We start from the raw sequence: 26,422 nt of genomic DNA on the forward strand, positions 1-26,422 counted from the left end.
ATGCCGTCCGAACGGTAAATTATCGTGTTCGGACGGCATTTTTCAAATGCTACTGTTTGCCGGCGATGCCGATTTCGTGAACCTTTTCCCCTATCTTCACGGTTGCCGAGCCGGCGATTTCTTGGGCGCGGTCGCCGAAAAGGGCGAGGTGGTAAGTGCCTTTTTCTTCGCTGCCGTAGCGCGTGTCGCCCAAAATGACGGCGTGTGATTTTTCATCTGCTTTGAGTTCGGCGGAGGCAAGCTCGACATTCTGCTCGGGTGTTTTCAGGTGTTCGATTCTGCCGTAACCCTGTTTGTTGGTAAAATCGATGGTGTAGTGCAGCCTGCCGTTCGGGTCGTCGGAGCTGAATGCTTTGCCGTGATACTCGGCTTTGCCGCCGGGCAGTTGGTTGAAGGCGGTATGTTCTCCGCCCAAACCGCTGACAAGGAAGGAGCGTTGGTTTATCAGGCTGTCGATTTTGTCGGGGTTGTTGATTTTTTCAATCTGTAGGGCAACGACGGCGGAGTGGTCCTGTTTGTATATTTGAAATTCGCCGCTTGCCAGCGTGATGGTTTGTCCGTCCACTTCGATTTTTTGCACGAAGTCGAAGCGGCTGATTTTGTCGTTCTTCAGTTTGCCCGTGTTGAGGCTGTTGTCTTTACCGCCGGCTTTGAAAGTTTTTTCCGCACCTTGTGCCGACAGGGTCAGTGTTCCGTTTTGGGGAATGGAGTCTTCCAATGTCAGGGATTTCAAACCTTTGTCTTTATGGTCGAGCGGCGCGGTTAATGCATCGGCAAGCCCCGTGCCGATGTCGGCGGCGACACCTCCACTTCCGCCGCCTCCGCTGCTGCAGGCGGTCAGAATCAGGGCGGCGGTCAGGGAAAGGCAGCAGAAGGCAGTTCGGTTCACAGGTTTACTCCCAGTCATACACAGAATAGATAATATATAAACGTTTTGGTTGCGGTATCTTTTTTGCATACTGCATCAATGAGGCAGGTCAAAGAAGTAAAAATCAAATACCGTCCGAACAACGGTTCAGACGGTATTTTGTTTACAGGCAACCTGTTATTTGACGATTTGGTTCAATTCGCCCTTGGCATAACGGTTTGCCATTTTTTCCAAGGAAACCGGTTTGATTTTGCCTGCCTGACCTTCGCAGCCGAACGCGAGGTAGCGGTCGAGGCAGATTTGTTTCATGGCCTCAATGGTTTTGCTCAGGTATTTGCGCGGGTCAAAGTCGGACGGGTTTTCGGCAAGGTAGCGGCGTACCGCGCCGGTGGAAGCAAGACGCAAGTCGGTATCGATGTTGACTTTGCGCACGCCGTGTTTGATGCCTTCGACGATTTCTTCAACCGGCACGCCGTAGGTTTCGCCGATATTGCCGCCGTATTCGTTGATGACTTTCAGCCATTCTTGCGGAACGGAGCTGGAGCCGTGCATCACGATGTGGGTATTGGGCAGGGCTTGGTGGATTTCCTTGATGCGGTCGATACGCAATACGTCGCCTGTGGGCGGACGGGTGAATTTGTATGCGCCGTGGCTGGTGCCGACGGCGATGGCGAGCGCATCCACGCCGGTGTCTTTAACGAAGCGTACGGCATCTTCGACGCTGGTCAGCATTTGATCGTGCGAAAGTTTGCCCACTGCGCCTACACCGTCTTCTTCGCCTGCTTCGCCGGTTTCGAGGTTGCCCAATACGCCGATTTCGCCTTCAACGGACACGCCGCAGGCGTGGGAGAAGTTGACCACGGTACGGGTGGCGTTGACGTTGTATTCGTAAGAAGAAGGGGTTTTGCCGTCTTCGAGCAGCGAGCCGTCCATCATTACGGAGGAGAAGCCCAGTTGGATGGAGCGTTGGCACACGTCGGGCGATGCGCCGTGGTCTTGGTGCATCACGACGGGGATGTGCGGAAATTCTTCGACTGCCGCCAGAATCAGGTGGCGCAAAAACGGCGCGCCCGCGTATTTGCGCGCACCTGCGCTCGCCTGTACGATGACGGGCGCGTTGACTTGGTCGGCGGCTTCCATAATGGCGCGCATTTGTTCGAGGTTGTTGACGTTGAACGCGGGCAGGCCGTAGCTGTTTTCGGCGGCGTGGTCGAGCAGTTGGCGCATGGATACGAGTGCCATTTTTGTCTCCTTGGGCAGTGGGGGTAAATAAGTTGGATTATAATGTTTTTTGCGGCAAAAAACTACAAACCGCTACATTGATTTTATGTTAACGATAACGGCGGGCGGACGGGTCGGATTTTGGGTGGTTCGGGGTTTTGGTGTGTCGTTTATGATAATGTTTTCACTGGTTTTTTGATATTTGTGTGGGACGGTTATGGTTTTGGACGGGTTTGCGGCGCATTTTGACGCTTATTTGGAAAACATCGTGCGCGAGGGTAAGTCGGAGCACACGGTGGCGGCATACCGGCGCGATTTGGAAGAACTGTTTGCGCTGTTGGCACAAATGCCGTCTGAAGCTGAAGGCGGCGTGCCGCAGGATTTGTCGCGGCGCGATTTTACGGCGGCGTTGCGGCGGCTGTCGCAGCGCGGTTTGAATGCGCGGACGCTGGCGCGCAAGCTGTCGGCGTGGCGGCAGTATTGTGTCTGGCTGGTCAAACGAGGTCTGCTGCATACCGACCCGACCGCCGACATCAAACCGCCGAAGCAGCCCGAGCGCGTACCCAAAGCCCTGCCTCAGGAATGGCTGAACCGGATGCTGGATTTGCCCGTGGACGGCGGCGACCCGCTGGCGGTGCGCGATCACGCGCTGTTCGAGCTGATGTACGGCAGCGGTTTGCGCGTGAGCGAGATACACGGCTTGAATGCAGATGATGTATATTTGGACGAGGCGTGGATACACGTTACCGGCAAAGGAAGAAAACAACGTCAGGTGCCGCTGACCGGAAAAAGCGTGGAAGCCCTAAAAAACTATCTGCCGCTGCGTCAGACGGCATCGGACGGCAAAGCCCTGTTTACCGGCAGGAACGGCACGCGCCTGAGCCAACGCCAAATCCAAAAACGCCTCGAATCGTGGGCGGCGCAATACGGCGACGGCAGGCACGTTTCGCCGCATATGATGCGCCACAGCTACGCCGGACACCTGTTGCAGGCTTCGCGCGACATCAGGGCGGTGCAGGAGCTGCTCGGACACAGCAGCCTTTCGACCACGCAGATTTATACCAAGCTCGATTTCGACCACATTGCCCGCCTCTATGACGAAGCCCACCCGCGCGCCAAGCGGCAGGACGAATGACATACGGCAAAATCAGCCGTCAGCCGCACGCTCTTGATATATAATTGACCGTTGCACCCGGACGACACATAAAAAAGACACACCATGAACCCAAGCCCCCTACTCGACCTGATTGACAGCCCGCAAGACCTGCGCCGTCTGGACAAAAAACAGCTGCCGCGCCTTGCCGGCGAGCTGCGCGCCTTTCTGTTGGAATCCGTCGGGCAGACCGGCGGACATTTCGCCAGCAATTTGGGCGCGGTCGAACTGACGGTTGCGCTGCACTACGTTTACAACACGCCCGAAGACAAGCTGGTGTGGGATGTCGGACACCAAAGCTATCCGCACAAAATCCTGACCGGCAGAAAAAACCAGATGCACACGATGCGCCAATATGGCGGTTTGGCGGGTTTTCCGAAACGTTGCGAGTCGGAATACGATGCGTTCGGCGTGGGGCATTCCTCCACCTCCATCGGCGCGGCATTGGGTATGGCGGCGGCGGACAAACAGTTGGGCAGTGACCGCCGCAGCGTCGCCATTATCGGCGACGGCGCGATGACGGCGGGGCAGGCGTTTGAAGCCCTGAATTGCGCGGGCGATATGGATGTGGATTTGCTGGTCGTCCTTAACGACAACGAAATGTCGATTTCCCCCAACGTCGGCGCGCTGCCGAAATACCTCGCCAGCAACGTCGTGCGCGATATGCGCGGCCTGTTGAGTACCATCAAAGCCCAATCGAGCAAGGTTTTAGACAAGCTGCCCGGCGCGATGGAGCTCGCCCAAAAAGTCGAGCACAAAATCAAAACGCTGGCGGGCGAGGCCGAACACGCAAGGCAGTCGCTGTCTTTGTTTGAAAACTTCGGCTTCCGCTACACCGGCCCCGTGGACGGTCATAACGTCGAGCATCTGGTTGACGTATTGAAAGACTTGCGCAGCCGCAAAGGCCCGCAACTGCTGCACGTCATCACCAAAAAAGGCAACGGCTACAAACTCGCCGAAAACGACCCCGTCAAATACCACGCCGTTGCCAACCTGCCCAAAGACAGTACTGCGGAAACCCCTATGCCGTCTGAAAACAAACCCGCAGCCAAACCTACCTATACGCAAGTGTTCGGCAAATGGCTGTGCGACCAGGCGGCGGCAGATTCCCGATTGGCGGCGATTACCCCCGCCATGCGCGAGGGCAGCGGACTGGTTGAATTCGAACAACAATTTCCCGACCGCTATTTCGACGTCGGCATCGCCGAGCAGCACGCCGTTACCTTTGCCGGTGGTTTGGCTTGCGAAGGCATGAAGCCTATCGTGGCGATTTATTCCACCTTCCTCCAGCGCGCCTACGACCAACTGGTGCACGACATCGCCCTGCAAAACCTGCCCGTTTTGTTTGCCGTTGACCGCGCTGGCATCGTCGGCGCGGACGGCCCGACCCATGCCGGTTTGTACGATTTGAGCTTCTTGCGCTGCGTGCCGAACATGATTGTTGCCGCGCCGAGCGATGAAAACGAATGTCGCCTGCTGCTTTCGACCTGCTATCAGGCAGACGCGCCCGCTGCCGTCCGCTATCCGCGCGGCACGGGTACGGGCGCGCCCGTTTCAGACGGCATGGAAACCGTGGAAATCGGCAAGGGCATTATCCGCCGCGAAGGTGAGAAAACCGCCTTCATTGCCTTTGGCAGCATGGTCGCCCCCGCATTGGCGGTTGCCGGAAAACTGAACGCCACCGTCGCCGATATGCGCTTCGTCAAACCGATAGACGAGGAACTCATCGTCCGCCTTGCCCGAAGCCACGACCGCATCGTTACCCTTGAAGAAAATGCCGAACAGGGCGGCGCAGGCAGCGCGGTGCTGGAAGTATTGGCGAAACACGGCATCTGCAAACCCGTTTTGCTTTTAGGCGTTGCCGATACCGTAACCGAACACGGCGACCCGAAAAAACTTTTGGACGATTTGGGCTTGAGTGCCGAAGCGGTTGAACGCCGCGTGCGTGCATGGCTGCCAGACCAATATGCGGCAAACTAAGCCACCCGTTATCGGCAGATGAAACCCTTGCGTTTTTTTACCGACGGTTTCTGTGCCGGCTTGTTCGTCCTAACAGTAGGAAACATGATTGTCCGGCCGGATATCATGCAAGACAAAATGCCGTCTGAAACCATAACGCGGTTTCAGACGGCATTGTTGCGGTTTTGTTCGGCAAGCTTACCAGATTCCGTCAAAGTTCCTCGTGCTGCGCCAGAATTTCCACCTGTCCGCGGCGGTAAACGTCAGCGTGCCGCCGTTTAATCCGTCTGTGGAGATGTCCAGCCGTTTGATTTTGCCGGTGCGGACGGCATCATAAAGCGGCGCGAACCAGCGTTCTTCCCACTGCTGTAAAACCGATGCATACCGCTCCCTGTCTCCCGTCAGTCCGGACAGGCGCAAATCGTCCATAAACAAGATGTGGTGCGTATCGGGCAGGTGTGCCGCCGTTTCCGCATAAGCTCGGAAGCTGTCGGGCAATGCTCGGCGGTTCGGATGAAAACGGTTCCAAACCGTATCGGCGAAAAGCGTGCCGCCCTGCCCGCCACCGTTCAGACCGTCCCAAAGCCAAAGCCCGTTCAACTCGGGCAGCCCGCGTTTCCTGCGGTCATGATTGACGGGATGCGTGGCCAGCCACATTTGGATTTCGGTTTGGACGCGCAACCACGTTACCGCATCTTCTCCGTCCGGCTGATCGTCCGCACCCAACAATCCGCCCAAATCTAAAACAGGCTTCGCCCCCCAACGGTATGGCCGTTGCATGGAAATCAGCCATAATTCAGGCAGGATGGGCGTAAAATGCCAGGAAATGTCGCGGTAAAATTCAGACAGGTCAAAACAAAGGCGTTCGGCCTCGCCTTTTCCGATGTCCAAATATTCCGCCGTCAGTACATTTGCCTGATGCATCCCCATCTTTTGCCAGACGGGAGAGGCAAGCGCGACGGCTTCAGACGGCATATTCAGGTCTTTCGCCGCATTTTCCGCCAACTCCCCGCACCACAAATAACGTGCGTAAAATGACGATGGTGCGCAGCGTTGCCGGTGCAGCGTGCCGTATCTCAGCATAGTATTGAATGCCGGCAGGTTCAACGGAATACGGGCTTCGTCTTCATCCAAATTAAGCGAAGGGATGGCGAGTGTGAGTTTCATTGTTGAAATGTTTTCAAAAGACAGTTTTAGACGCAACATTATAGAGGATTCGGCACAAACGCCGTAGAAAAGGAGCAGCATGGCAATCTTTCCGCTTTCGGAAAAGCATCGGAAATACGCGCTTCGTACGCTTGCCGTTTCGATTATTTTGGTGTCGGCGGCATACATTGCTTCGACAGAGAGGACGGAGCGCGTCAGACCGCAGCGCGTGGAACAAAATCTGCCGCCGCTGTCTTGGGGCGGCAGCGGTGTTCAGACGGCATATTGGGTGCAGGAGGCGGTGCAGCCGGGCGACTCGCTGGCGGACGTGCTGGCGCGTTCGGGTATGGCGCGGGACGAGATTGCCCGAATCACGGAAAAATATGGCGGCGAAGCCGATTTGCGGCATTTGCGTGCCGACCAGTCGGTTCATGTTTTGGTCGGCGGCGACGGCGGCGCGCGCGAAGTGCAGTTTTTTACCGACGAAGACGGCGAGCGCAATTTGGTCGCTTTGGAAAAGAAAGGCGGCATATGGCGGCGGTCGGCTTCTGAGGCGGATATGAAGGTTTTGCCGACGCTGCGTTCGGTCGTGGTCAAAACGTCGGCGCGCGGCGCGTTGGCGCAGGCGGAAGTACCCGTCGAAATCCGCGAATCCTTAAGCGGGATTTTTGCCGGCCGCTTCAGCCTTGACGGTTTGAAGGAAGGCGATGCCGTGCGCCTGCTTTACGACAGCCTGTATTTCCACGGACAGCAGATGGCGACGGGCGATATTCTGGCGGCGGAAGTCGTCAAGGGCGGTACAAGGCATCAGGCGTTCTATTACCGTTCGGACAAGGAAGGCGGAGGGGGCGGCAATTATTACGATGAAGACGGCAGGGTGTTGCAGGAAAAAGGCGGCTTCAACATCGAGCCGCTGGCCTATACGCGCATTTCTTCGCCGTTCGGCTACCGTATGCACCCCATCCTGCACACTTGGCGGCTGCACACGGGCATCGATTATGCCGCACCGCAGGGAACACCGGTCAGGGCTTCCGCCGACGGCGTGATTACCTTTAAAGGCCGGAAGAGCGGCTACGGCAACGCGGTGATGATACGCCACGCCAACGGTGTGGAAACGCTGTATGCGCACTTGAGCGCGTTTTCGCAGGCACAAGGCAATGTGCGCGGCGGCGAGGTCATCGGTTTTGTCGGTTCGACAGGGCGTTCGACCGGGCCGCACCTGCATTACGAGGCGCGCATCAACGGGCAGCCCGTCAATCCTGTTTCGGTCGCATTGCCGACACCCGAATTGACGCAGGCGGACAAGGCGGCGTTTGCCGCGCAGAAACAGAAGGCGGACGCGCTGCTTGCGCGCTTGCGCGGCATATCGGTTACTGTGTCGCAATCGGATTGAAGTTTGAACCGGCAACGAAAACAATGCCGTCTGAAAATCTGCAAACAGGTTTTCAGACGGCATTTGCAGTTGATTAAAATAAAATTAAGCCAAGGAAGCACTGCCGTCATTCCCGCGAAAGCGGGAATCTAGAAATACAACGCGGCAGGAGTTTATCGGAAATGACTGAAACTCAATGCACCGGATTCCCGCTTTCGCGGGAATGACGAAGTGGCGGGAATCCGGATTTATCCGTTCCGGCAGTGTTTGCAAATATAGTGGATTAACAAAAACCAGTACAGCGTTGCCTCGCCTTAGCTCAAAGAGAACGATTCTCTAAGGTGCTGAAGCACCAAGTGAATCGGTTCCGTACTATTTGTACTGTCTGCGGCTTCGTCGCCTTGTCCTGATTTTTGTTAATCCACTATAAAAGAAAACCCAACCGTCCCGATTCCCGGCAGGGCTGTTTTACGGATTTTGCAGCGAGGGCGCGGGGCGGTCTTGCGCCTGTTTGGTTTGTAGGGTTGTCAGTTTTTTCGTCAGCAGATTCAGAATCACGCCGTAGGCGGGCAGGAAAAACAGACCGCAGACGGTGAGTTTGAACAGGTAATCGACAAAAGCGATGCCCTGCCAGTTTGCCGCCATAAATCCATCGCTGCTTGCGTAGAAGGCAACGGCGAAAAATACCAACGTATCTAAGGCGTTGCCGATGACGGTTGATGCAGTCGGGGCAACCCACCACGCTTTCAGACGGCGTAATTTGTTGAACACAAAAATATCAAGGATTTGTCCGAGCGCGTAGGCGGCAAAGCTGGCCAGCGCGATGCGTCCGACAAAGGTGTTGAACTCGGACAGCGCGCCCAAGCCCGTCCAACTGCCGTTGTGGAACAAAACGGAAAAGACGTAGGAAAGCAAAAGGGCGGGGAACATGACCCAAAAGATAATCCGCCGTGCCAAGTGCGAACCGAAAATGCGGACGGTCAAGTCGGTGGCGAGGAAGATGAAGGGAAAGGAAAATGCGCCCCAAGTGGTGTGGATGCCGAAAATTTGGAAAGGGAACTGCACCAGATAGTTGCTGGCGGCGATGATGAGGATATGAAAAAGCACCAGCCGGAAGAGTGCCTTCTGTTGCTGTGCGGCGGTAAATGCGTACATAAAAATCTTTCGGAAAGGCGTTCAGACGGCATACCGTATCGAAAGAATGCCGTCTGAAAGTGGGAATAGGGAAGTTTATTGCGCATCGTGCTCGAACAGGCGTTTGCGTGCCAATGCTTCAAACTCTGTGCCTGCTTTGCCGTAGTTGGCGAACGGATGAATGGCGATGCCGCCGCGCGGTGTGAACTCGCCGAATACTTCGATGTATTTCGGATCCATCAGGGCGATGAGGTCTTTCATAATGATGTTGACGCAGTCTTCATGAAAATCGCCGTGGTTGCGGAAGCTGAAGAGGTAGAGTTTCAGGGATTTGCTTTCCACCATTTTGATGTGCGGGATGTAGCGGATGATGATGGTGGCGAAGTCGGGCTGCCCGGTCATGGGGCAGAGGCTGGTGAATTCGGGGCAGACGAATTTGACGAAATAGTCGTTGTCGGGATGTTTGTTGTCGAACGCTTCCAAAATTTCAGGTGCGTATTCGGCCGGATATTGGGTTTTTTGATTGCCCAAAAGCGAGATGCCTTGCAGCTCTTCGTTGTTGCGGGACATAGGGTTTCCTTAGTTTTTTAGTGTGGGAGGTTTTCGAACCACGGGCGGTGATTGTAATATAAGTGGCGGTATCTGTGTAGTTTTCTTCAGACGGCATGGTTTGGACGGCGGCGTTTTCCGTGTCATATATAGTGGATTAACAAAAACCAGTACAGCGTTGCCTCGCCTCAGCTCAAAGAGAACGATTCTTTAAGGTGCTGAAGCACCAAGTGAATCGGTTCCGTACTATTTGTACTGTCTGCGGCTTCGTCGCCTTGTCCTGATTTTTGTTAATCCACTATATAAACGAAATATATTTGGCGAGCAGGAAACTGTTCAAAAGCCAAAAATCAACAAACCCAAACTATAAGGACATTTAAAAATGGCAGTTTTGAAATTTCATGTAAACGAGAGAGCCTTAACTTCAACAGATAAAAAAATCATTGCCGATTTTATCAATGCAAACATGGGACAGTTTTTGTATTACTGTGGGCAGCAAGGCTGTTCAGACGAGCAAATGGATAGGCTCATTTATTTTACGGAAAACAACGCCGCGCCATTTAAAAATAATGTAGTGGACGTTGATTTTTAGCAATCAGTTTTGCCGCCTGAAGCGTTGTTTTTTGAATATTGCATCTAAAATACTGACTTGATTGCGTTATTGCGCGGATATAGAATCTGCCTCCTATTGAAAGAACATTGTTTATATGAAATCAGGAAATTCGGAACCCAATCTTATGGATACGCACACGGACGAAACAAAACTTCAAAACACGCAAGCCAAACGCAAACGCCGCCTGACGGCATTGACGCTGCTGTTCGCGCTTGCCGCCGCAGCCGCCGGGTCGGCGTTTTTTTTATGGTGGCAGCACGAAGAGGAAACGGAAGACGCTTATGTTGCCGGACGCGTGGTTCAGGTTACGCCGCAAACGGGCGGTACGGTGCGGAAGGTGTTGCATGATGATACGGATGTTGTGAAGAAAGGCGATGTGTTGGCCGTATTGGACGACGGCAATTATGTGTTGGCGTATGAACGGGCAAAAAACGAGCTGATTCAGGCGGTGCGGCAAAACCGCCAGCAAAATGCCGCCACTTCGCAGGCGGGGGCGCAGGTTGCTTTGCGCCGAGCGGATTTGGCACGTGCGCAGGATGATTTACGCCGCCGGTCTGCTTTGGCGGAATCGGGAGCGGTGTCCTCCGAAGAGCTGGCACATGCCCGTGCGGCAGTGTCTCAGGCTCAGGCGGCAGTTAAGGCGGCTTTGGCGGAAGAATCTTCGGCGCGTGCGGCTTTGGGTGGTCAGGTCGCTTTGCGCGAACAGCCGGCGGTTCAGACGGCAATCGGCAGGTTGAAAGATGCGTGGTTGAACCTTCAGCGGACGCAAATCCGCGCGCCGGCGGACGGTCAGGTGGCAAAGCGTTCGGTACATGTCGGGCAGCAGGTGGCGGCCGGTGCGCCGCTGATGGCGGTGGTGCCGTTGTCGGATGTGTGGGTGGATGCCAATTTTAAAGAGACGCAGTTGCGGCATATGAAAATCGGACAGCCTGCCGAGCTGGTGTCCGATTTGTACGGCAAACAAATTGTTTATCGCGGCAGGGTGGCAGGGTTTTCGGCAGGTACGGGCAGCGCGTTTTCGCTGATTCCGGCGCAAAACGCAACGGGCAACTGGATTAAAGTCGTCCAACGCGTCCCCGTCCGTATCGTGCTGAACCGCGAAGATGTGGACAGGCATCCGTTGCGCATCGGTTTGTCGATGATGGTTAAAGTGGATACTTCCGCCGCAGGCGCGCCTGTTTCAAAAACGCCGGGTGCGGCATTGCCGGAAATGGAAAGTACCGACTGGTCGGAAGTCGATCGGACGGTCGATGAAATCCTTGGGCAATCCGCGCCTTGATGCCGTCTGAAACGGAGGACACAATGGATTATCCACCGCTTAAGGGTGCGGCATTGGTATGGATTACGCTGTCTTTGGGGCTTGCCGTATTTATGGAAGTTTTAGATACGACTATCGCCAATGTCGCCGTTCCCGTTATCGCCGGCAACCTCGGTGCGGCAACCACTCAGGGGACGTGGGTCATTACTTCTTTTGCTGTGGCAAACGCCGTTTCCGTGCCGTTAACGGGATTTTTGGCAAAACGTATCGGCGAGGTCAAACTGTTTACCGCCGCCGCCGTCGGTTTCGTCATCACATCGTGGTTGTGCGGTATTGCCCCCAACCTTCAGTCGCTGGTTGTTTTCCGCATTTTGCAGGGCTTTATCGCCGGGCCGCTGATTCCCTTGTCGCAAAGCCTGTTAATGGCATCCTATCCGCCCGCAAAACGGACGCTGGCACTGGCATTGTGGGCAATGACCGTCGTTGTCGCCCCTGTTCTCGGGCCGATACTCGGCGGTTGGATTTCCGGAAACTGGCATTGGGGTTGGATTTTCTTCATCAATATCCCCATCGGTATCATATCGGCATGGATTACATGGAAACATTTGAAATATCGGGAAACGGAAACCGTTAAAATGCCGACCGACTATGTCGGGCTGACATTGATGGTAGTCGGTATCGGCGCGTTACAGATGATGCTGGACAGGGGTAAGGAACTCGACTGGTTCGCCTCTGGAGAAATCATTACCTTGGGCGTAGTCGCACTGGTGTGCTTATCGTATTTTATTGTTTGGGAATTGGGAGAAAAATATCCGATTGTCGATTTATCGCTGTTTAAAGATCGGAATTTTACCGTCGGCGTAATTGCCACATCATTGGGTTTTATGGTGTATATGGGGACGCTGACCCTGCTGCCGTTAGTGTTGCAGACCAACCTGGGCTATACCTCCACGTGGGCAGGGCTTGCCGCCGCACCTGTCGGCATCCTGCCTGTTTTCCTGTCACCCATTATCGGCAGATTCGGCAACAAGGCCGATATGCGCCTGCTCGTAACCGCCAGCTTCCTGACCTTTGCCTTTACTTTCCACTGGCGCACCGATTTTTATGCCGATATGGATATCGGCAACGTCATCTGGCCGCAGTTTTGGCAGGGGGTCGGCGTTGCCATGTTTTTTCTGCCGCTGACCACCATCACATTGTCGCACATGAAGGGAGGGCAGATTGCCGCTGCCGGCAGCTTGTCGAATTTCTTGCGCGTGCTGATGGGCGGTGTCGGCGTATCATTTGTCAGTACCCTGTGGGAACGGCGTGAAGCGTTGCACCACACACGCTTTGCCGAACATATCACGCCATATTCCGCGACATTGCATGAAACGGCCGCTCATTTGTCCCAACAAGGCATTTCCGACAGTCAAACCCTAGGCATCATCAACAACACCATCACGCAACAGGGCTTCATCATCGGATCGAACGAAATCTTTATGGCGGGCAGCTTGTTATTCATTATCATGATACCCGTCATATGGCTGGCAAAACCGCCGTTCCACAATAATGGAGGGGGAGGGCATTAATACTCCCTGCCTCGACTAAAATGCCGTCTGAAAACACATGTGGAAACATGTTCGGACAGTATTTAGAATGCAGGTATCTGTGAAATCCGCTATAATCGCATTCCGTCTGTTTCGTATCGGCAAACGTTTCCCGAATGCAACAATCGGCAGGATAATTCGCGTAAAACAGCCGTTTTTATCTAAAACACTTGAACTAACACTGTTTTTCGTGGTATAAATCACGTTTTACTATTTTAGAAGTTTGGAGACTGACCATGGCACGAGTTTGCAAAGTGACCGGTAAGCGCCCGATGTCTGGCAACAACGTATCACACGCCAACAACAAAACCAAACGTCGTTTTTTGCCTAACTTGCAATCACGTCGTTTTTGGGTAGAAAGTGAAAACCGCTGGGTTCGCCTGCGCGTTTCTAACGCCGCTCTGCGTACCATCGACAAAGTAGGCATTGATGTCGTATTGGCTGATTTGCGTGCTCGCGGTGAAGCTTAATTTAAACCCTTAGTTAAGGATTACTGCAATGCGCGATAAAATCAAACTGGAATCCAGTGCAGGTACTGGTCATTTCTATACCACTACCAAAAACAAACGCACTATGCCTGGCAAATTGGAAATCAAAAAATTTGATCCAGTTGCCCGCAAACACGTAGTGTATAAAGAAACTAAACTGAAATAATTTCCGTTTGGCAAACAAAGCCTCCGATTGTTCGGAGGCTTTGTTTTTAAGTATTGTAAATTTCTTATTTTCAGTCGGTGTCAGATGATATTGTGTAATCAGTCAATTTATACAGGGTAATGGATTTGTTTGTTGAACTTGAACGGCAATATAGCAGGCAGTCAAATAAAATGCCGTCTGAACATGTTTCAGACGGCATTTTTATATGATTTTAACCGGTCAGTTGTTTGGTGATCAGTCTCTTCAGCGGTGGGAAATTGTTGCTGGCACGCAATACCAAGCCGCGCAACAGTTTTGCCGGTGCGGTTTCGTTGGTAAACAGCTTCAGCATCATATTGGTGCCGTGATAAAGCGGATGGGCGTGCAGCATATGTTTGCTGCTGTATCTTTCCAACAAGGAAGCCGCGCCGATGTCCTGACCGCGCTGTTCGGCTTCGAGTATCAGTTTGGCCAGAATATCCGCGCTGGACAGACCCAAGTTGAAACCGTGTGCGGTAACGGGGTGCATACCGACGGCGGCATCGCCAATCAGCGCGCTGCGTTTGCCGTAGAAACGTTTGGCAATCATACCGACAAGTGGGTAATGGTGGATGTTGCTGACCAGTTCCATATTGCCGAGCCTGCCTTTGAGCTGTTCTTTTACGCTTGCGGCCAATTCTTCGGGCGAAAGGTTTTGAACGCTGTTGATTTTATCGGTATCGACGGTAATGACGGTATTGGTCAGGTGTTCTTCCAAGGGCAGCAGGGCAATGGTGCGCCCGTAATGGAAGCATTCGTAAGCGGTATGTTGGTTGGAAAGAGTATGTTTCATGCGGCAGACAAACATGGTTCGGCTGTAATCGTGCATATCTGAAGAAATACCGAGTTGTCGGCGGGTTTGTGAGAAACGGCTGTCTGCTGCCAAAAGCAGGCGTGCAGTCAGGATTTTGCCGTTTTCCAAAATGACTTGTGCTTCGTTGTCAGATGTTTTGACTTCTTTGACAACCGTATCGGTCAGAATGCTGACATTGTCGAGTTGTGATACGACTTCATAGGCGGCACGGCGGATATTGTGGTTGGAAATCAGATAGCCCAAACAGTCGGCAGGTTCGCCGCGCGCTTCAGTCGGTTGGGGAAAGTGGAGCTGGTAATCGGAATGTCCGTTCAGCACTTTGGCATCGCGCAAAGGGTAGATTTCGTTTTCGGGAATTTTGTCCCACATACCCAAACGCTGCATGATTTCGCGGGAAAAATGGGTCAGGGCGATTTCGCGTCCGTCATAGGGAGGATTTTGCAGAACAGTCAGTGGGCTGCGTTCGATCAGGGTAACTTTCAAACCGCTGCCGGCAAGTTCGGCTGCAAAACTTAAACCCGCCGGACCTGCGCCGACGACGAGGATGTCGCTGTGTAAACTCATAAAATATCCTTTGCATAGGCGGATGCCGATGATTTCAGACGGCATTTGTAAGGGTTTGAATGCCGTTTGAACTATCTGTAACAGATAGGCGATTATATCAAAACCCACTGTTGAAGAAATAATGCAGGGGAGGGTGTATGCGGATTTTTACTTTCAGCTTAATGTGTATCAAATCGGGTGTGGGGTATGTAAAAAGCCGCATCGTGAAAAGATGCGGCTTCAGGTATCGGTTGGATTATTCTTCAGAACCGGTGTAAGGACGGATGCTGACAGTTTTACGGTTCAGCGCGCCTTTGGTTTTGAATTCGACATAACCGTCAACTTTGGCGAACAAAGTGTGGTCTTTACCCATGCCTACGTTGTCGCCTGCGTGGAATTTGGTACCGCGTTGGCGTACGATGATGGAACCTGCGGGAATCAGCTCGTTGCCGTAGGCTTTAACGCCCAAGCGTTTGGCTTCTGAATCGCGACCGTTGCGGGTGCTGCCGCCTGCTTTTTTACTTGCCATTTGTAATGCTCCTAAGTTTTAAGGTTAGGCGATTGCCACGATTTCGATTTGGGTGAAATTTTGGCGGTGGCCTTGGCGTTTTTGGTAGTGTTTGCGGCGGCGCATTTTGAAGATGCGGACTTTTTCGCCACGACCGTGTGCCACTACTTTAGCCGTTACTTTTGCACCTTCGATAAAAGGTGCGCCAACTTTTACAGATTCGCCGTCAGCAATCATCAAAACTTCGGTCAGTTCGATTTGGCTGTCGAGTTCGGCTGGTATCTGTTCTACTTTCAATTTTTCGCCGACGGAAACTTTATACTGTTTGCCGCCGGTTTTTACGACCGCGTACATACTCAACTCCATAAGGGTTATGGTTAATATCCGCACACCATTGTGCGAAGCTTGGCATTGTATTGTTATTTGCCTGTTTTGTCAAAGTTTGCGCGGTTCGGATAACCATATGCCGTCTGAAAAGATGTACCCTGATGGCTTTGCTGATATAATTGCCCGCTATTTGAATAAGCTTTCAAGCGGTATCTGCCGTTTGACGGAAACGTAAACCTGAGAGTCTGCCATGCTCGAGAATCTGCCTTATTTCCAGAAACACCTGCCTGAAGACCTTGCCAAAGTCAATGAAGTCATCAACCGTGCGGTGCAATCCGATGTCGCACTGATTTCGCAAATCGGTACATATATCATCAGCGCGGGCGGCAAACGCCTGCGTCCAATTATGACGATTTTGGCGGGTAAGGCGGTCGGTTATGATGACGAGAAACTATATTCGCTGGCGGCGATGGTCGAGTTTATCCACACTTCCACCCTCCTGCACGACGATGTCGTCGATGAAAGCGATTTGCGCCGTGGGCGGGCAACGGCAAACAATCTGTTCGGCAATGCGGCGGCAGTGTTGGTTGGCGACTTTTTATACACGCGCGCCTTTCAACTGATGGTTGCCTCGGGCAGTATGCGCGTTTTGGAAGTGATGGCGGATGCGACCAACATTATTGCCGAGGGCGAAGTCATGCAGCTGATGAACATCGGCAATACGGACATTACCGAAGAGCAATACGTCCAAGTTATCCAATATAAAACGGCAAAATTGTTTGAAGCGGCGGCGCAGGTCGGTGCAATTTTGGGCAATGCCCCTCCCGAATACGAGCAGGCGTTGAAAGATTACGGTATGTATGTCGGTACGGCATTCCAAATTATTGACGATGTGCTGGATTATTCTGGCGAAACCGAAGAAACCGGCAAAAACGTCGGCGACGATTTGGCAGAAGGAAAACCGACTTTGCCTTTGATTTATCTGATGCGTCAGGGTTCCGAACAGGTTGCGAATGATGTGCGTACTGCTTTGGAAAATGCAGATCGCAGCTATTTTGAAAAAATCCACGATTATGTCGTCCGTTCGGATGCGTTGGCATATTCGATAGGCGAGGCGCGCAAAGCAGTCGATTGTGCCGTTACCGCGTTGGATGCCCTGCCCGACAGCGAAGTGAAGGATGCCATGATTCAGCTGGCGAAGGAATCTTTGGTCAGGGTGTCGTAACCGATGAATTTCAGTTTTGTTCCCCTGTTTCTGGTTACGCTGATTCTGTTGGGGGTGGTCAGCAACAACAATTCGATTACCATCTCGGCAACCATATTACTGCTGATGCAGCAGACGGCATTGGTACAGTTTGTCCCGTTGGTCGAGAAGCACGGGTTGAACCTCGGTATCATTCTTTTGACCATAGGGGTTTTGAGTCCGTTGGTTTCAGGAAAGGCGCAGGTTCCTCCTGTTGCCGAATTTTTGAATTTTAAAATGATATCCGCCGTTTTTATCGGTATTTTCGTGGCTTGGCTGGCGGGACGCGGCGTGCCTTTGATGGGGCAGCAGCCGGTATTGGTAACGGGCTTGCTGATCGGTACGGTCATCGGGGTGGCATTTATGGGCGGTATCCCTGTCGGGCCGTTGATTGCTGCCGGCATCTTGTCTTTTGTTGCCGGAAAGGTTTAAAATCTCCCTTTTCATTTCGGCTCGCCATAGTTCAACGGATAGAACGTATGCCTCCTAAGCGTAAAATACAGGTTCGATTCCTGTTGGCGAGGCAGAATCCCTAAAAACGGGGTTTTCAAGCCGATGCAATGCAAAACAATCAGCAATAACAATCCAAAGTAAAACAAGCCTTTCAGCGATATGAAAGGCTTTTTTGCGTCGTATGGAAACTTTTCTGCACGGAAACGGGGTATGTTTTTTGGGACGCATTTTTTAATGTGGATGATATGGCAGAAGAAAATATTAATTTTGATGATGGTATAAAAACCTTTTTACTTGACTGTCAACGGGGATGGTTAAAAAAGTAATGCCCCCTTTGATGGGGCGCAATATATAAGGGAGGAGAGGCGTATGCCGCCCGTTTGCCGGAATATATGGAAATATGCCGAATTTGCAAGGCGGTTGTTTTTTTGATAATCTGTTCGCCGATAATATTCAATGACAAAAGTCATATTGGTATAACAATGAATAAATTTGGGGATAAGGTCGTATGAGCGTAGGTTTGCTGAGGATTCTGGTTCAAAACCAGGTGGTTACTGTTGAGCAGGCCGAACACTATTATAAGGAGTCGCAGGCGGGTAAAGAAGTGTTGCCGATGCTGTTTTCAGACGGTGTCATTTCGCCCAAATCCCTTGCGGCATTGATTGCGAGGGTGTTCAGTTATTCGGTTCTTGATTTGCGCTATTATCCGCGCCACAGGGTGCTGATGGGGGTGTTGACGGAGGAGCAGATGGTGGAGTTCCACTGTGTGCCGGTTTTCCGTCGGGACAACAAAGTATTTTTTGCGGTTTCCGATCCGACCCAGATGCCGCAAATTCAGAAAACCGTTTCTGCCGCAGGGATTGCGGTTGAGTTGGTCATTGTCGAGGATGACCAGTTGGCGGGTTTGCTCGATTGGGTGGGTTCGAGATCGACATCGCTGCTTCAGGAGCTTGGAGAGGAGCAGGAGGAAGAGGAAAGCCACACCCTGTATATCGACAATGAGGAGGCTGAGGACGGTCCTGTTCCGAGGTTTATCCATAAAACTTTGTCTGATGCCTTGCGCAGTGGGGCATCGGACATTCATTTTGAGTTTTACGAACACAATGCCCGTATCCGCTTCCGTGTGGACGGGCAGCTCCGCGAGGTGGTTCAGCCGCCCATTGCGGTAAGGGGGCAGCTTGCTTCCCGGATTAAGGTGATGTCGCGTTTGGACATTTCCGAAAAACGGATACCGCAGGACGGCAGGATGCAGCTGACCTTTCAAAAGGGCGGCAAGCCTATCGATTTCCGTGTCAGCACATTGCCGACGCTGTTTGGCGAAAAGGTCGTGATGCGGATTTTGAATTCCGATGCCGCGTCTTTGAACATCGACCAGCTCGGTTTTGAGCCGTTCCAGAAAAAATTGTTGTTGGAAGCGATTCACCGTCCTTACGGGATGGTGCTGGTAACCGGTCCGACGGGTTCGGGTAAGACGGTATCGCTCTATACCTGTTTGAATATTTTGAATACGGAGTCGGTAAATATTGCAACGGCGGAAGACCCTGCCGAGATTAACCTGCCGGGCATCAATCAGGTTAACGTCAATGAGAAGCAGGGGTTGACTTTTGCCGCTGCTTTGAAGTCTTTCCTGCGTCAGGATCCGGACATCATTATGGTCGGTGAGATTCGTGATTTGGAAACTGCCGATATTGCGATTAAGGCGGCACAAACAGGGCATATGGTGTTTTCCACCCTACACACCAATAATGCGCCGGCGACGTTGTCGCGTATGCTGAATATGGGTGTCGCTCCGTTTAATATTGCCAGTTCGGTCAGCCTGATTATGGCGCAGCGTCTTTTACGCAGGCTGTGTTCGAGCTGCAAACAGGAAGTGGAACGCCCGTCTGCCTCTGCTTTGAAGGAAGTCGGCTTCACCGATGAGGACCTTGCAAAAGATTGGAAACTTTACCGCGCCGTCGGTTGCGACCGTTGCCGGGGACAGGGTTATAAGGGGCGTGCGGGCGTGTATGAGGTTATGCCCATCAGCGAAGAAATGCAGCGTGTGATTATGAACAACGGTACGGAAGTGGATATTTTGGACGTTGCCTATAAGGAGGGTATGGTGGATTTGCGCCGGGCCGGTTTGTTGAAAGTTATGCAGGGCATTACTTCATTGGAAGAGGTAACGGCAAATACCAACGATTAGGTTTGAGAATGAAAATGCCGTCTGAAGCGTGTTTGTTTCAGACGGCATTTGACTTTCAGGGTGTTTGCTGGGAAGGCGGGGCGGTCAGCGGTATGCCCCGTCGGGTTCGGATATTTCCGGCAAACTTTCCGTTTGGTCGGAAACCGTATATTTCCCGTCTGCCCATCCGCCCAAGTCGATCAGTTTGCAGCGTTGCGAACAGAAGGGGCGGAATGCGTTTTCCGGTTTCCATATTACTGCCGTTTGACAGGTCGGACATTTGACTTGAAGGCGTGTTTGCCGCGATTCAGCCATTGTGTTTTCCTTGTGTTGGTTTTGAGGCGAAAATCCCTGAATAAAACGCGTGCAGGCGCATTGTTTTCTCACGCAGGCTTTTGAGGCTGCCGTTATTGAGCAGCACATCGTCTGCAAGCAGCAGGCGTTCGGATTCGGATGCCTGATGGCTGATGATGTCCGCCACCTCGCCGCGCGTCAGCCCGCTGCGTGCCATCACCCTGCCGATACGTTTTTCCAAAGGTGCGCTTATGGTCAGGACACGCCGTATCAGGCTGATAAATTGACGCTTCTCCGTCAGCAGCGGGATTTCGACAATGCCGTAGGCCGCATCGGTAAAGGTTTCTTGCTGTTTTTTGATTTCTGAGAAAATCAGCGGCAACATCACGGATTCGAGCAAGGCTTTGCGCGATGGGGAGGCAAAGATTTCTTTACGCAAGATGTCGCGCCGCAACAAACCCTGTGTGTCGAAAACGGTGTCGCCGAACAGCCGCCTGATTTCCGGCAGGGCGATGCCGTCTGAAGCCGTCAGCGAGTGCGCCGCCGCGTCCGCATCGATGCGCGGCACGCCCAAATCGGCAAAACATTGCGCGGCTGCCGATTTGCCGCTGCCGATTCCGCCGGTCAGCCCGACCCATGCCGTCATCTTACAGCACCGGATGGGTCAGCCACCAGTTGACCGCCCGCCATACGGAATCGTTTGCCGCAAAAATTATCCAGCCCGAAACTGTCAGTGCGGGGCCGAAGGCAAAATGCTGCCCCTTGGCGATGCGCATAACGATTGCCGCAATCAAACCGATCAGTGAGGAAACAAAAATCAGCATGGGCAATGCGGATATGCCGAGCCACGCGCCCAATGCGGCAATCAGTTTGAAATCTCCGTTGCCCATACCGGTTTCGCCTTTAATCAGTTTATATACCGCGCATAAAAGCCATATTGAACCATAGCCGGCAACCGCACCTAAAACGGCAGACTGCAAAGGCACGAAGCCGCCGTCCAAATTAAATATCAGCCCCAGCCAAATCAAGGGTAATGTCATCGAGTCGGGCAGGTATTGGGTGTCCGCATCGATAAAGGTCAGGGAAATCAGAAACGCGGTCAGCACCAATCCGCCCAGCGTAATCCAAGACCAGCCGTATTGCCAGGCGACCAGCCCGAACAATACGCCGGTCAGCAGCTCGATTAAGGGATAACGTATGCTGATTTTGGTGCGGCAGGAAGCGCATTTGCCGCGCAGGAGCAGGTAGCTGACAATCGGGATGTTCTGCCACGCGCGTATCGGTGTGCGACATTTCGGACAGCAGGAATCCGGCTTCATCAGGTTGAAGGTACGGCTTTCCTCGTCGGTCAGCGGCAGGTTTAAATGTTCTTTGGCAAATACCGTCCAGCCACGTTCCATCATAACGGGCACGCGGTAAATGACGACATTCAGGAAGCTGCCGACCAGCAGCCCCAAAACCGCCGCCAAAGGTACGGCAAACGGAGGCAGTACAGATAAAGCAAACATATTTTGCCCTCGATATATTCAAAGCAAAAACAAACCGGCGCAGAACCAATCCGCGCCGGATCCGTATGACGGGTCAGCCGACCACGTTGCCCAAGTTGAACAACGGCAGATACATAGCGACCAGAAGCGTACCGATGACCAAGCCCAAAATCACAATAATAATCGGCTCCATCATAGCGGACAGCCTGCCGACCGCATTGTCCACCTCGTCTTCATAAAATTCGGCGGCTTTGTTGAGCATATCGTCCAAAGAACCCGATTCCTCGCCGATGGAGGACATCTGCACCATCATATTGGGGAACAGTTCCGTCGCACGCATCCCGGAAGTCATGGACAGGCCTTGGATGACGCGCGTACGGATTTCCCGGGTGGCTTCTTCATAGATTAAATTGCCCGCTGCACCGGCGGTGGAGTCCAAGACATCGACCAAAGGCACGCCTGCCGCAATCAGTGTCGCCGTCGTCCTGCCCCAGCGGGCAATCGTCCCTTTGCGGACGATGTCTCCGAAAATCGGCATACGCAGCAGCAGGGCATCCATACGCCGTTGGATTTTAATCGAACGCGCCTTCAATTTGAGGAAGCCGTATATGGCAAAGCCGAGTGCGATCAGCACCATCCAGCCGTATGAGACGAAAAAGTCGGACATATCCATCACTGTTTGGGTCAGTGCGGGAAGCTCCGCGCCCATATTGGCGTAAACCTCTTTAAAGGCGGGCAGCACGAAAATCATCATCACGAATACCAAACCGATGGCGACGGCGATGACGGATACCGGATAGGTCAGCGCGGTTTTTACCTTTTTGCGGATGGCCTGGGTTTTTTCCTTGTAAACCGCCAATTTGTCCAACAGGCTTTCCAACACGCCGCCCGTTTCGCCCGCCGCAACCAGGTTGCAGTAGAAGCGGTCGAAATATTTCGGGTGGTTTGAGAATGCGCGGCTCAATGTGCTGCCCTGTTCCACATTGCTGCGGATTTCCATCAGCATTTCCGTCATAGACGGGTTGCCGTGTCCGCGCGCCACGATTTCAAATGCCTGCATCAGCGGCAGGCCTGCCTTGATCATAGTGGACAGCTGGCGGGTGAAGACGGTGATGTCTTCTTGTGTGATTTTGCGCTTGGAGCTTGTTTTCACACGGGTAACCTGCAGCGGGCGGATGCCGCGTTTGGCGAGTTTTTTGCGCGCCTCTTCTTCGGTAAACGCGGATACTTCGCCGTTGACCAGTTTGTCGGAGGCGGAATGCCTGCCTTCAAAGATAAAGCGTTTTTCTTTCTTTGCGAACAAAGAAAATCCCCCATTTTTAGCCATATTCTAGCCCCGTAAAGTAATTGGAATAAAATGTAAGAAATATCGTTAAAAAACAGTATCGGCGTGTTCCCGGCAAGATGGAAACCGCCGACATCCCGCCTGCGGGCGGCAAACGGGACGGAATCGGGTGCGATTATACCTTATTAGGCGGCTGTCCGGCATTTATCCGCCTGTAATTAATCCGGCCGGCTGCCGTTTGCAGGGCACTGCCTTCAGACGGCACGGCAGGGGCGGGATTTGTCAGGATTCGGACAGTTTGCCTTTGGTTTTGATGCCCAGCGTCAGGACGGCGGCGACGGCGAGGAAAATGCCGGCGAAGGTCATGGCGTTGGCAGGGTTTGCGCCGAGGAAGGTGTCGTAAACCCAGCCGAAGGTTACGGTTTCAATCAGCATGGGGATGACGATCATCATGTTGACGATGCCCATGTACACGCCGTAACGCGCTTTGGGGATGGAGTTGACGACAATCATGAACGGCACGCCCATCATACTTGCCCAACCTGCGCCGAAACCGATCATGGGTGCGAACATGAGGTATTTGTCAGAAATATGGGGAATTGCCAACAGTGCGGCGGCAGCAAGGGAAACGGCGAAGGCGTGGACGTATTTGGCGGCGTATTTGCGTGCGAGCCACATCAGTCCGAACGCGGAAACGAAGGTTACGATGTTGTAGAAACCGTTGACCAGGCCCGTCCAGGCGACTGCCTGTTCGTAGGCGGCTTTGTCGGCGGCGGTCGAGTACCAGACGGATTGGACGATGCTGTGGGAGATGTATTGCCAGTAGATGAAGAGGGCGTACCACTGGAAGAGGTACACAAGGGCGAGCTGCCACAGGGTTTGGGGCATTTCTTTGATGGCGGCGAAGATGTCTTTGACCGCGCCCAAGGGATTGCCCGTTTTGGCTTTCAACTCGGCGGCTTCTTTGCCTGTGGGCATTTTTTCCTGCGTGGAGAGGATGGTAATGAGCACCGAGCCGATGGAACAGACTGCGCCGATGTAGAAAGAGCCGAATACCCAGTAGGGAATGCCTGCTTCGGAGGTCTGCTTGAGCCAGCCGATTTGTTGGAAGATGTAGAGGGAGACGTTTGCCAGCGTGATGCCCAAGCCGGTAAACACGGACTGCATCAGAAAGCCGGTAGGCTGCTGTTTCTCGGGAACGGTGTCGGCAACGAAGGCGCGGAAGGGTTCCATGGCGGTGTTGTTGCTGATGTCCAAAAGCCAAAGCAGCATCACGGCGACCCACAGTGCGGTAACGTGCGGATAGATGAAGAGGCAGAGGCTGCACCCGATTGCGCCGATGAGGAAATACGGACGGCGGCGGCCGAGTCCGGGTATCCAAGTGCGGTCGGACATCGCGCCGATAAGCGGTTGCACCAAAAGCCCGGTAATCGGCCCCGCCATATTGAGGACGGGCAGTTGCGCGGGGTCGGCCTGAAGAAAGCTGAAGATGGGGTTGATGGCGGTCTGCTGCAAACCGAAACTGTATTGGATGCCGAAAAAACCAAAGTTCATCAGCATGATTTGGCGAAGCGTCATTGCCGTTTGTGGGGAAACCTTCATATCGACCTGCTCCTGATGAAAATGGGAAGAAACAACAATTTGCGAAGCGGTGTGCCGCTTTCTTTTGCTAACCGTGCCGTCGTGCGGCATCTTGTAGGTATCTTACAGACGATAACCCCCGTCTTTCATTCGATTACAAAGAATAGCACAAGTCTTTTGCATCCTGCACCCCCATCGGTATCCTGCTTGATAAAAATCAATTCTGCCGCCGTCTGAAAGCAGGGCGTAGTGTTTCCGTGATTCGCCAAAGCCGCTGCCGTTTGTTAAACTACATTCTGCTACATTTTAATCCGGTTCTGAAAAATCAAGGAAAACAGATGGATGCTTTTACCCGTGCATGGCATGCGCTCGAACGCCACAATCAGGATACGCGCCACATTCTTTTGCGCGACCGCTTTGCTGCCGACCCCGGCCGTTTTGAGCGTATGCACGAGCGTTTGGACGGTATGTTGTTCGATTACAGCAAAAACCGTTTGGGCGAAGATACGCTGCAACTGCTCTGCAATCTTGCCGACGCGGCGGATTTGGAAGGGAAAATGCATGCTTTGCGGACGGGTGCGAAAGTCAACGGCAGCGAGGGGCGTGCTGCGCTGCATACGGCTTTGCGCCTGCCCGACGGTGCGGATGCCGTTTATGTGGATGGCAGGGACGTGTTGCCCGAAATCCGCCGCGAACTTGACCGCGCTTTGGATTTTGCACACAGTTTGGACGACGGTTCGTATCAGGGGATAACTGGGAAACGGATTACGGATTTTGTCCACATCGGCATAGGCGGATCCGACCTCGGGCCGGCAATGTGCGTTCAGGCACTCGAGCCGTTCAGACGGCATATCGCCGTCCATTTTGTTTCTAATTCTGATCCTGCCTGCCTGGATGCGGTTTTATGCCGTCTGAACCCCGAAACAACAATGTTTTGCGTTGCCAGCAAGTCCTTTAAAACACCCGAAACCCTGCTCAATGCAGAGGCAGTCAAGGCGTGGTATCGCGGTGCGGGGTTCTCGGAATCCGAAACGGCGCGCCATTTTTGCGCGGTGTCTGCCGATACGGAAGCGGCGCAAAGTTTCGGCATTGCGGCGGAACGCGTGTTTGCGATGTACGACTGGGTGGGCGGACGCTATTCCGTCTGGTCGCCCGTCGGTTTGCCCGTGATGGTTGCGGTCGGCGGGGCGCGTTTCCGCGAGTTGTTGGCGGGGGCGCACGCGATGGACAGCCATTTTTTTCACACGCCGCTGCGCCGCAACATTCCCGTTCTGATGGCGCTGATTGCCGTGTGGTACAACAATTTCCAGCACGCGGACGGGCAGACCGCCGTTCCGTACAGCCACAACCTGCGCCTGCTGCCGGCGTGGCTGAACCAGCTCGATATGGAGAGTTTGGGCAAAAGCCGCGCTTCAGACGGCAGTCCCGCCGCGTGCAAAACGGGCGGCATCGTGTTCGGCGGTGAAGGGGTCAACTGCCAGCACGCCTATTTCCAACTGCTCCACCAAGGCACGCGCCTGATTCCCTGCGATTTTATCGTCCCGATGACGGCGCAGGGCGTGGAGGACGGACGCAGCCGTTTTACCGTTGCCAACGCCTTTGCCCAAGCGGAAGCCCTGATGAAGGGTAAAACCTTGGACGAAGCACGCGCCGAGTTGGCAGATTTGCCCGAAGCGGAACGCGAACGCCTCGCGCCGCACAAAGAGTTCCCCGGCAACCGCCCCAGCAACAGCATCCTACTCGACCGCCTCACGCCCTACAATCTGGGTATGCTGATGGCGGCTTACGAACACAAAACCTTCGTCCAAGGCGCGATATGGAACGTCAACCCCTTCGATCAGTGGGGTGTGGAATACGGCAAACAGTTGGCAAAAACCATCATCGGCGAACTGGAAGACGGCACGTCCGTACACGATGCCTCGACCGAAGGGCTGATGGCGTTTTACCGCGAATGCCGTCTGAAAGGCGGCGGTGCGGCATAAAGGAACTGCCGTTGTCCTGTATTGATTCGGGCGCGGAAAAGGCAATGCCTGCCGCCCACCCGATTCCGAAACGCCAATGTTCGGCAACCGCCCGCGTATTGCTGACGAATATGCGTTTGCGTGGCACAATAGCGCATTCATTTCAAATGAACATACTGCCTGAAAATACCGGCAAACGTCCCACGAAACATCTCACATAAGGAAACA

26 protein-coding genes, 1 tRNA gene and 1 riboswitch are annotated in these 26,422 nt (G+C 53.4%); of the genes, 14 read left to right on the forward strand and 13 right to left on the reverse strand.

From position 1 onward, the window contains the following. Positions 1-49 precede the first annotated feature (49 nt). Entirely contained in the window at positions 50-889 is an 840-nt protein-coding gene (locus Q9I99_RS03205) for a factor H-binding protein (protein ID WP_301666940.1), read from the reverse strand. A gap of 156 nt (positions 890-1,045) precedes the next feature. Beyond that, positions 1,046-2,110: a class II fructose-bisphosphate aldolase gene (gene fba, locus Q9I99_RS03210; RefSeq protein ID WP_050895686.1), complete on the reverse strand. Its 1,065-nt coding sequence runs from the start codon at positions 2,108-2,110 to the stop codon at positions 1,046-1,048. A 196-nt stretch (positions 2,111-2,306) separates the two neighbouring features. Between fba and xerC the strand changes: the two genes are divergently transcribed. Then, positions 2,307-3,224 (forward strand): tyrosine recombinase XerC, encoded by a 918-nt coding sequence (gene xerC, locus Q9I99_RS03215; protein WP_301666939.1) that lies wholly within the window; start codon positions 2,307-2,309, stop codon positions 3,222-3,224. An 84-nt stretch (positions 3,225-3,308) separates the two neighbouring features. Continuing rightward, entirely contained in the window at positions 3,309-5,222 is a 1,914-nt protein-coding gene (gene dxs / locus Q9I99_RS03220) for a 1-deoxy-D-xylulose-5-phosphate synthase (protein ID WP_301666938.1), read from the forward strand. A gap of 177 nt (positions 5,223-5,399) precedes the next feature. On the opposite strand, the gene Q9I99_RS03225 is transcribed toward dxs, so the two are convergent. Beyond that, the gene (locus tag Q9I99_RS03225) at positions 5,400-6,368 is read right to left on the reverse strand and encodes a hypothetical protein (RefSeq protein ID WP_301666937.1); all 969 of its coding nucleotides are present in this window, start codon (positions 6,366-6,368) and stop codon (positions 5,400-5,402) included. A gap of 79 nt (positions 6,369-6,447) precedes the next feature. Here Q9I99_RS03225 and Q9I99_RS03230 point away from each other — a divergent pair, with 79 nt between their 5' ends. Further along, positions 6,448-7,740 carry a DD-carboxypeptidase/endopeptidase Mpg gene (locus Q9I99_RS03230; RefSeq protein WP_301666936.1) on the forward strand — a complete coding sequence of 431 codons (1,293 nt, stop codon included), beginning with the start codon at positions 6,448-6,450 and terminating at the stop codon, positions 7,738-7,740. Between the two features lie 447 nt (positions 7,741-8,187). Here Q9I99_RS03230 and Q9I99_RS03235 read toward each other — a convergent pair whose 3' ends face one another. Beyond that, complete coding sequence (locus Q9I99_RS03235; RefSeq protein ID WP_101096927.1) at positions 8,188-8,874, reverse strand: 7-cyano-7-deazaguanine/7-aminomethyl-7-deazaguanine transporter; 687 nt, start codon at positions 8,872-8,874, stop codon at positions 8,188-8,190. Positions 8,875-8,949: 75 nt separating this feature from the next. After that, entirely contained in the window at positions 8,950-9,423 is a 474-nt protein-coding gene (gene queF, locus Q9I99_RS03240) for a preQ(1) synthase (protein ID WP_301666935.1), read from the reverse strand. A gap of 3 nt (positions 9,424-9,426) precedes the next feature. Continuing rightward, a riboswitch (PreQ1 riboswitch) is annotated at positions 9,427-9,471 on the reverse strand. Positions 9,472-9,784: 313 nt separating this feature from the next. Between queF and Q9I99_RS03245 the strand changes: the two genes are divergently transcribed. The 5 genes from Q9I99_RS03245 to rpmG all read left to right on the forward strand — a co-directional run bounded on the left by Q9I99_RS03245 (position 9,785) and on the right by rpmG (position 13,516). Continuing rightward, on the forward strand, positions 9,785-9,994 hold the full coding sequence (locus tag Q9I99_RS03245) for a hypothetical protein (RefSeq protein ID WP_118820146.1): 210 nt from the start codon (positions 9,785-9,787) through the stop codon (positions 9,992-9,994). Between the two features lie 145 nt (positions 9,995-10,139). Further along, positions 10,140-11,294 carry a fatty acid resistance MFS efflux transporter adaptor subunit FarA gene (gene farA / locus Q9I99_RS03250; RefSeq protein ID WP_301666934.1) on the forward strand — a complete coding sequence of 385 codons (1,155 nt, stop codon included), beginning with the start codon at positions 10,140-10,142 and terminating at the stop codon, positions 11,292-11,294. Positions 11,295-11,317: 23 nt separating this feature from the next. After that, the gene (gene farB / locus Q9I99_RS03255) at positions 11,318-12,844 is read left to right on the forward strand and encodes a fatty acid resistance MFS efflux transporter permease subunit FarB (RefSeq protein ID WP_301666997.1); all 1,527 of its coding nucleotides are present in this window, start codon (positions 11,318-11,320) and stop codon (positions 12,842-12,844) included. A gap of 254 nt (positions 12,845-13,098) precedes the next feature. Further along, on the forward strand, positions 13,099-13,332 hold the full coding sequence (gene rpmB, locus Q9I99_RS03260; protein WP_002216391.1) for a 50S ribosomal protein L28: 234 nt from the start codon (positions 13,099-13,101) through the stop codon (positions 13,330-13,332). Between the two features lie 28 nt (positions 13,333-13,360). Next, positions 13,361-13,516, forward strand: a complete 156-nt coding sequence (gene rpmG, locus Q9I99_RS03265; RefSeq protein WP_002212306.1) for a 50S ribosomal protein L33 — start codon at positions 13,361-13,363, stop codon at positions 13,514-13,516. 211 nt (positions 13,517-13,727) lie between these two features. Here the strand turns inward: rpmG and ubiM are convergent, their stop codons facing one another. The 3 genes from ubiM to rplU all read right to left on the reverse strand — a co-directional run bounded on the left by ubiM (position 13,728) and on the right by rplU (position 15,753). Beyond that, positions 13,728-14,912 carry a 5-demethoxyubiquinol-8 5-hydroxylase UbiM gene (gene ubiM / locus Q9I99_RS03270; protein ID WP_301666929.1) on the reverse strand — a complete coding sequence of 395 codons (1,185 nt, stop codon included), beginning with the start codon at positions 14,910-14,912 and terminating at the stop codon, positions 13,728-13,730. 235 nt (positions 14,913-15,147) lie between these two features. Continuing rightward, positions 15,148-15,420, reverse strand: coding sequence for a 50S ribosomal protein L27 (rpmA, locus tag Q9I99_RS03275; RefSeq protein WP_002212328.1), 273 nt, complete (start codon positions 15,418-15,420; stop codon positions 15,148-15,150). Between the two features lie 24 nt (positions 15,421-15,444). Next, a complete protein-coding gene (gene rplU / locus Q9I99_RS03280) occupies positions 15,445-15,753 on the reverse strand; it encodes a 50S ribosomal protein L21 (protein ID WP_002216394.1) in 309 nt (102 codons plus the stop codon). Between the two features lie 223 nt (positions 15,754-15,976). On the opposite strand from rplU, the gene ispB reads away from it, so the two are divergent. From ispB to pilB, 4 genes are all read left to right on the forward strand, one after another. Further along, positions 15,977-16,951, forward strand: a complete 975-nt coding sequence (ispB, locus tag Q9I99_RS03285; RefSeq protein ID WP_301666925.1) for an octaprenyl diphosphate synthase — start codon at positions 15,977-15,979, stop codon at positions 16,949-16,951. 3 nt (positions 16,952-16,954) lie between these two features. Further along, positions 16,955-17,401, forward strand: coding sequence for a DUF441 domain-containing protein (locus Q9I99_RS03290; RefSeq protein ID WP_301666924.1), 447 nt, complete (start codon positions 16,955-16,957; stop codon positions 17,399-17,401). Positions 17,402-17,421: 20 nt separating this feature from the next. Further along, positions 17,422-17,493, forward strand: a tRNA-Arg gene (locus tag Q9I99_RS03295). A 437-nt stretch (positions 17,494-17,930) separates the two neighbouring features. Beyond that, positions 17,931-19,607, forward strand: coding sequence for a type IV-A pilus assembly ATPase PilB (pilB, locus tag Q9I99_RS03300; protein WP_301666923.1), 1,677 nt, complete (start codon positions 17,931-17,933; stop codon positions 19,605-19,607). A gap of 84 nt (positions 19,608-19,691) precedes the next feature. Here the strand turns inward: pilB and Q9I99_RS03305 are convergent, their stop codons facing one another. From Q9I99_RS03305 to Q9I99_RS03325, 5 genes are all read right to left on the reverse strand, one after another. Continuing rightward, positions 19,692-19,901: a DNA gyrase inhibitor YacG gene (locus tag Q9I99_RS03305; protein ID WP_301666922.1), complete on the reverse strand. Its 210-nt coding sequence runs from the start codon at positions 19,899-19,901 to the stop codon at positions 19,692-19,694. Beyond that, entirely contained in the window at positions 19,894-20,526 is a 633-nt protein-coding gene (coaE, locus tag Q9I99_RS03310; RefSeq protein WP_301666921.1) for a dephospho-CoA kinase, read from the reverse strand. Before coaE ends, Q9I99_RS03305 begins: the two co-directional genes overlap by 8 nt. A 1-nt stretch (position 20,527) precedes the next feature. Beyond that, entirely contained in the window at positions 20,528-21,388 is an 861-nt protein-coding gene (locus Q9I99_RS03315; RefSeq protein WP_301666920.1) for a prepilin peptidase, read from the reverse strand. A 73-nt stretch (positions 21,389-21,461) separates the two neighbouring features. Next, entirely contained in the window at positions 21,462-22,694 is a 1,233-nt protein-coding gene (gene pilG, locus Q9I99_RS03320) for a type 4 pilus assembly protein PilG (protein ID WP_003710974.1), read from the reverse strand. Between the two features lie 240 nt (positions 22,695-22,934). Continuing rightward, a complete protein-coding gene (locus tag Q9I99_RS03325) occupies positions 22,935-24,254 on the reverse strand; it encodes an MFS transporter (RefSeq protein WP_301666919.1) in 1,320 nt (439 codons plus the stop codon). 317 nt (positions 24,255-24,571) lie between these two features. On the opposite strand from Q9I99_RS03325, the gene pgi reads away from it, so the two are divergent. Next, positions 24,572-26,215: a glucose-6-phosphate isomerase gene (gene pgi / locus Q9I99_RS03330; RefSeq protein WP_301666918.1), complete on the forward strand. Its 1,644-nt coding sequence runs from the start codon at positions 24,572-24,574 to the stop codon at positions 26,213-26,215. Then, positions 26,185-26,415 carry a hypothetical protein gene (locus tag Q9I99_RS03335; RefSeq protein ID WP_301666917.1) on the forward strand — a complete coding sequence of 77 codons (231 nt, stop codon included), beginning with the start codon at positions 26,185-26,187 and terminating at the stop codon, positions 26,413-26,415. Before pgi ends, Q9I99_RS03335 begins: the two co-directional genes overlap by 31 nt. Positions 26,416-26,422 lie beyond the last annotated feature (7 nt).

It is taken from the genome of Neisseria basseii (genome assembly GCF_962707005.1).
GTDB classification, from domain to species: Bacteria; Pseudomonadota; Gammaproteobacteria; order Burkholderiales; family Neisseriaceae; genus Neisseria; species Neisseria bergeri.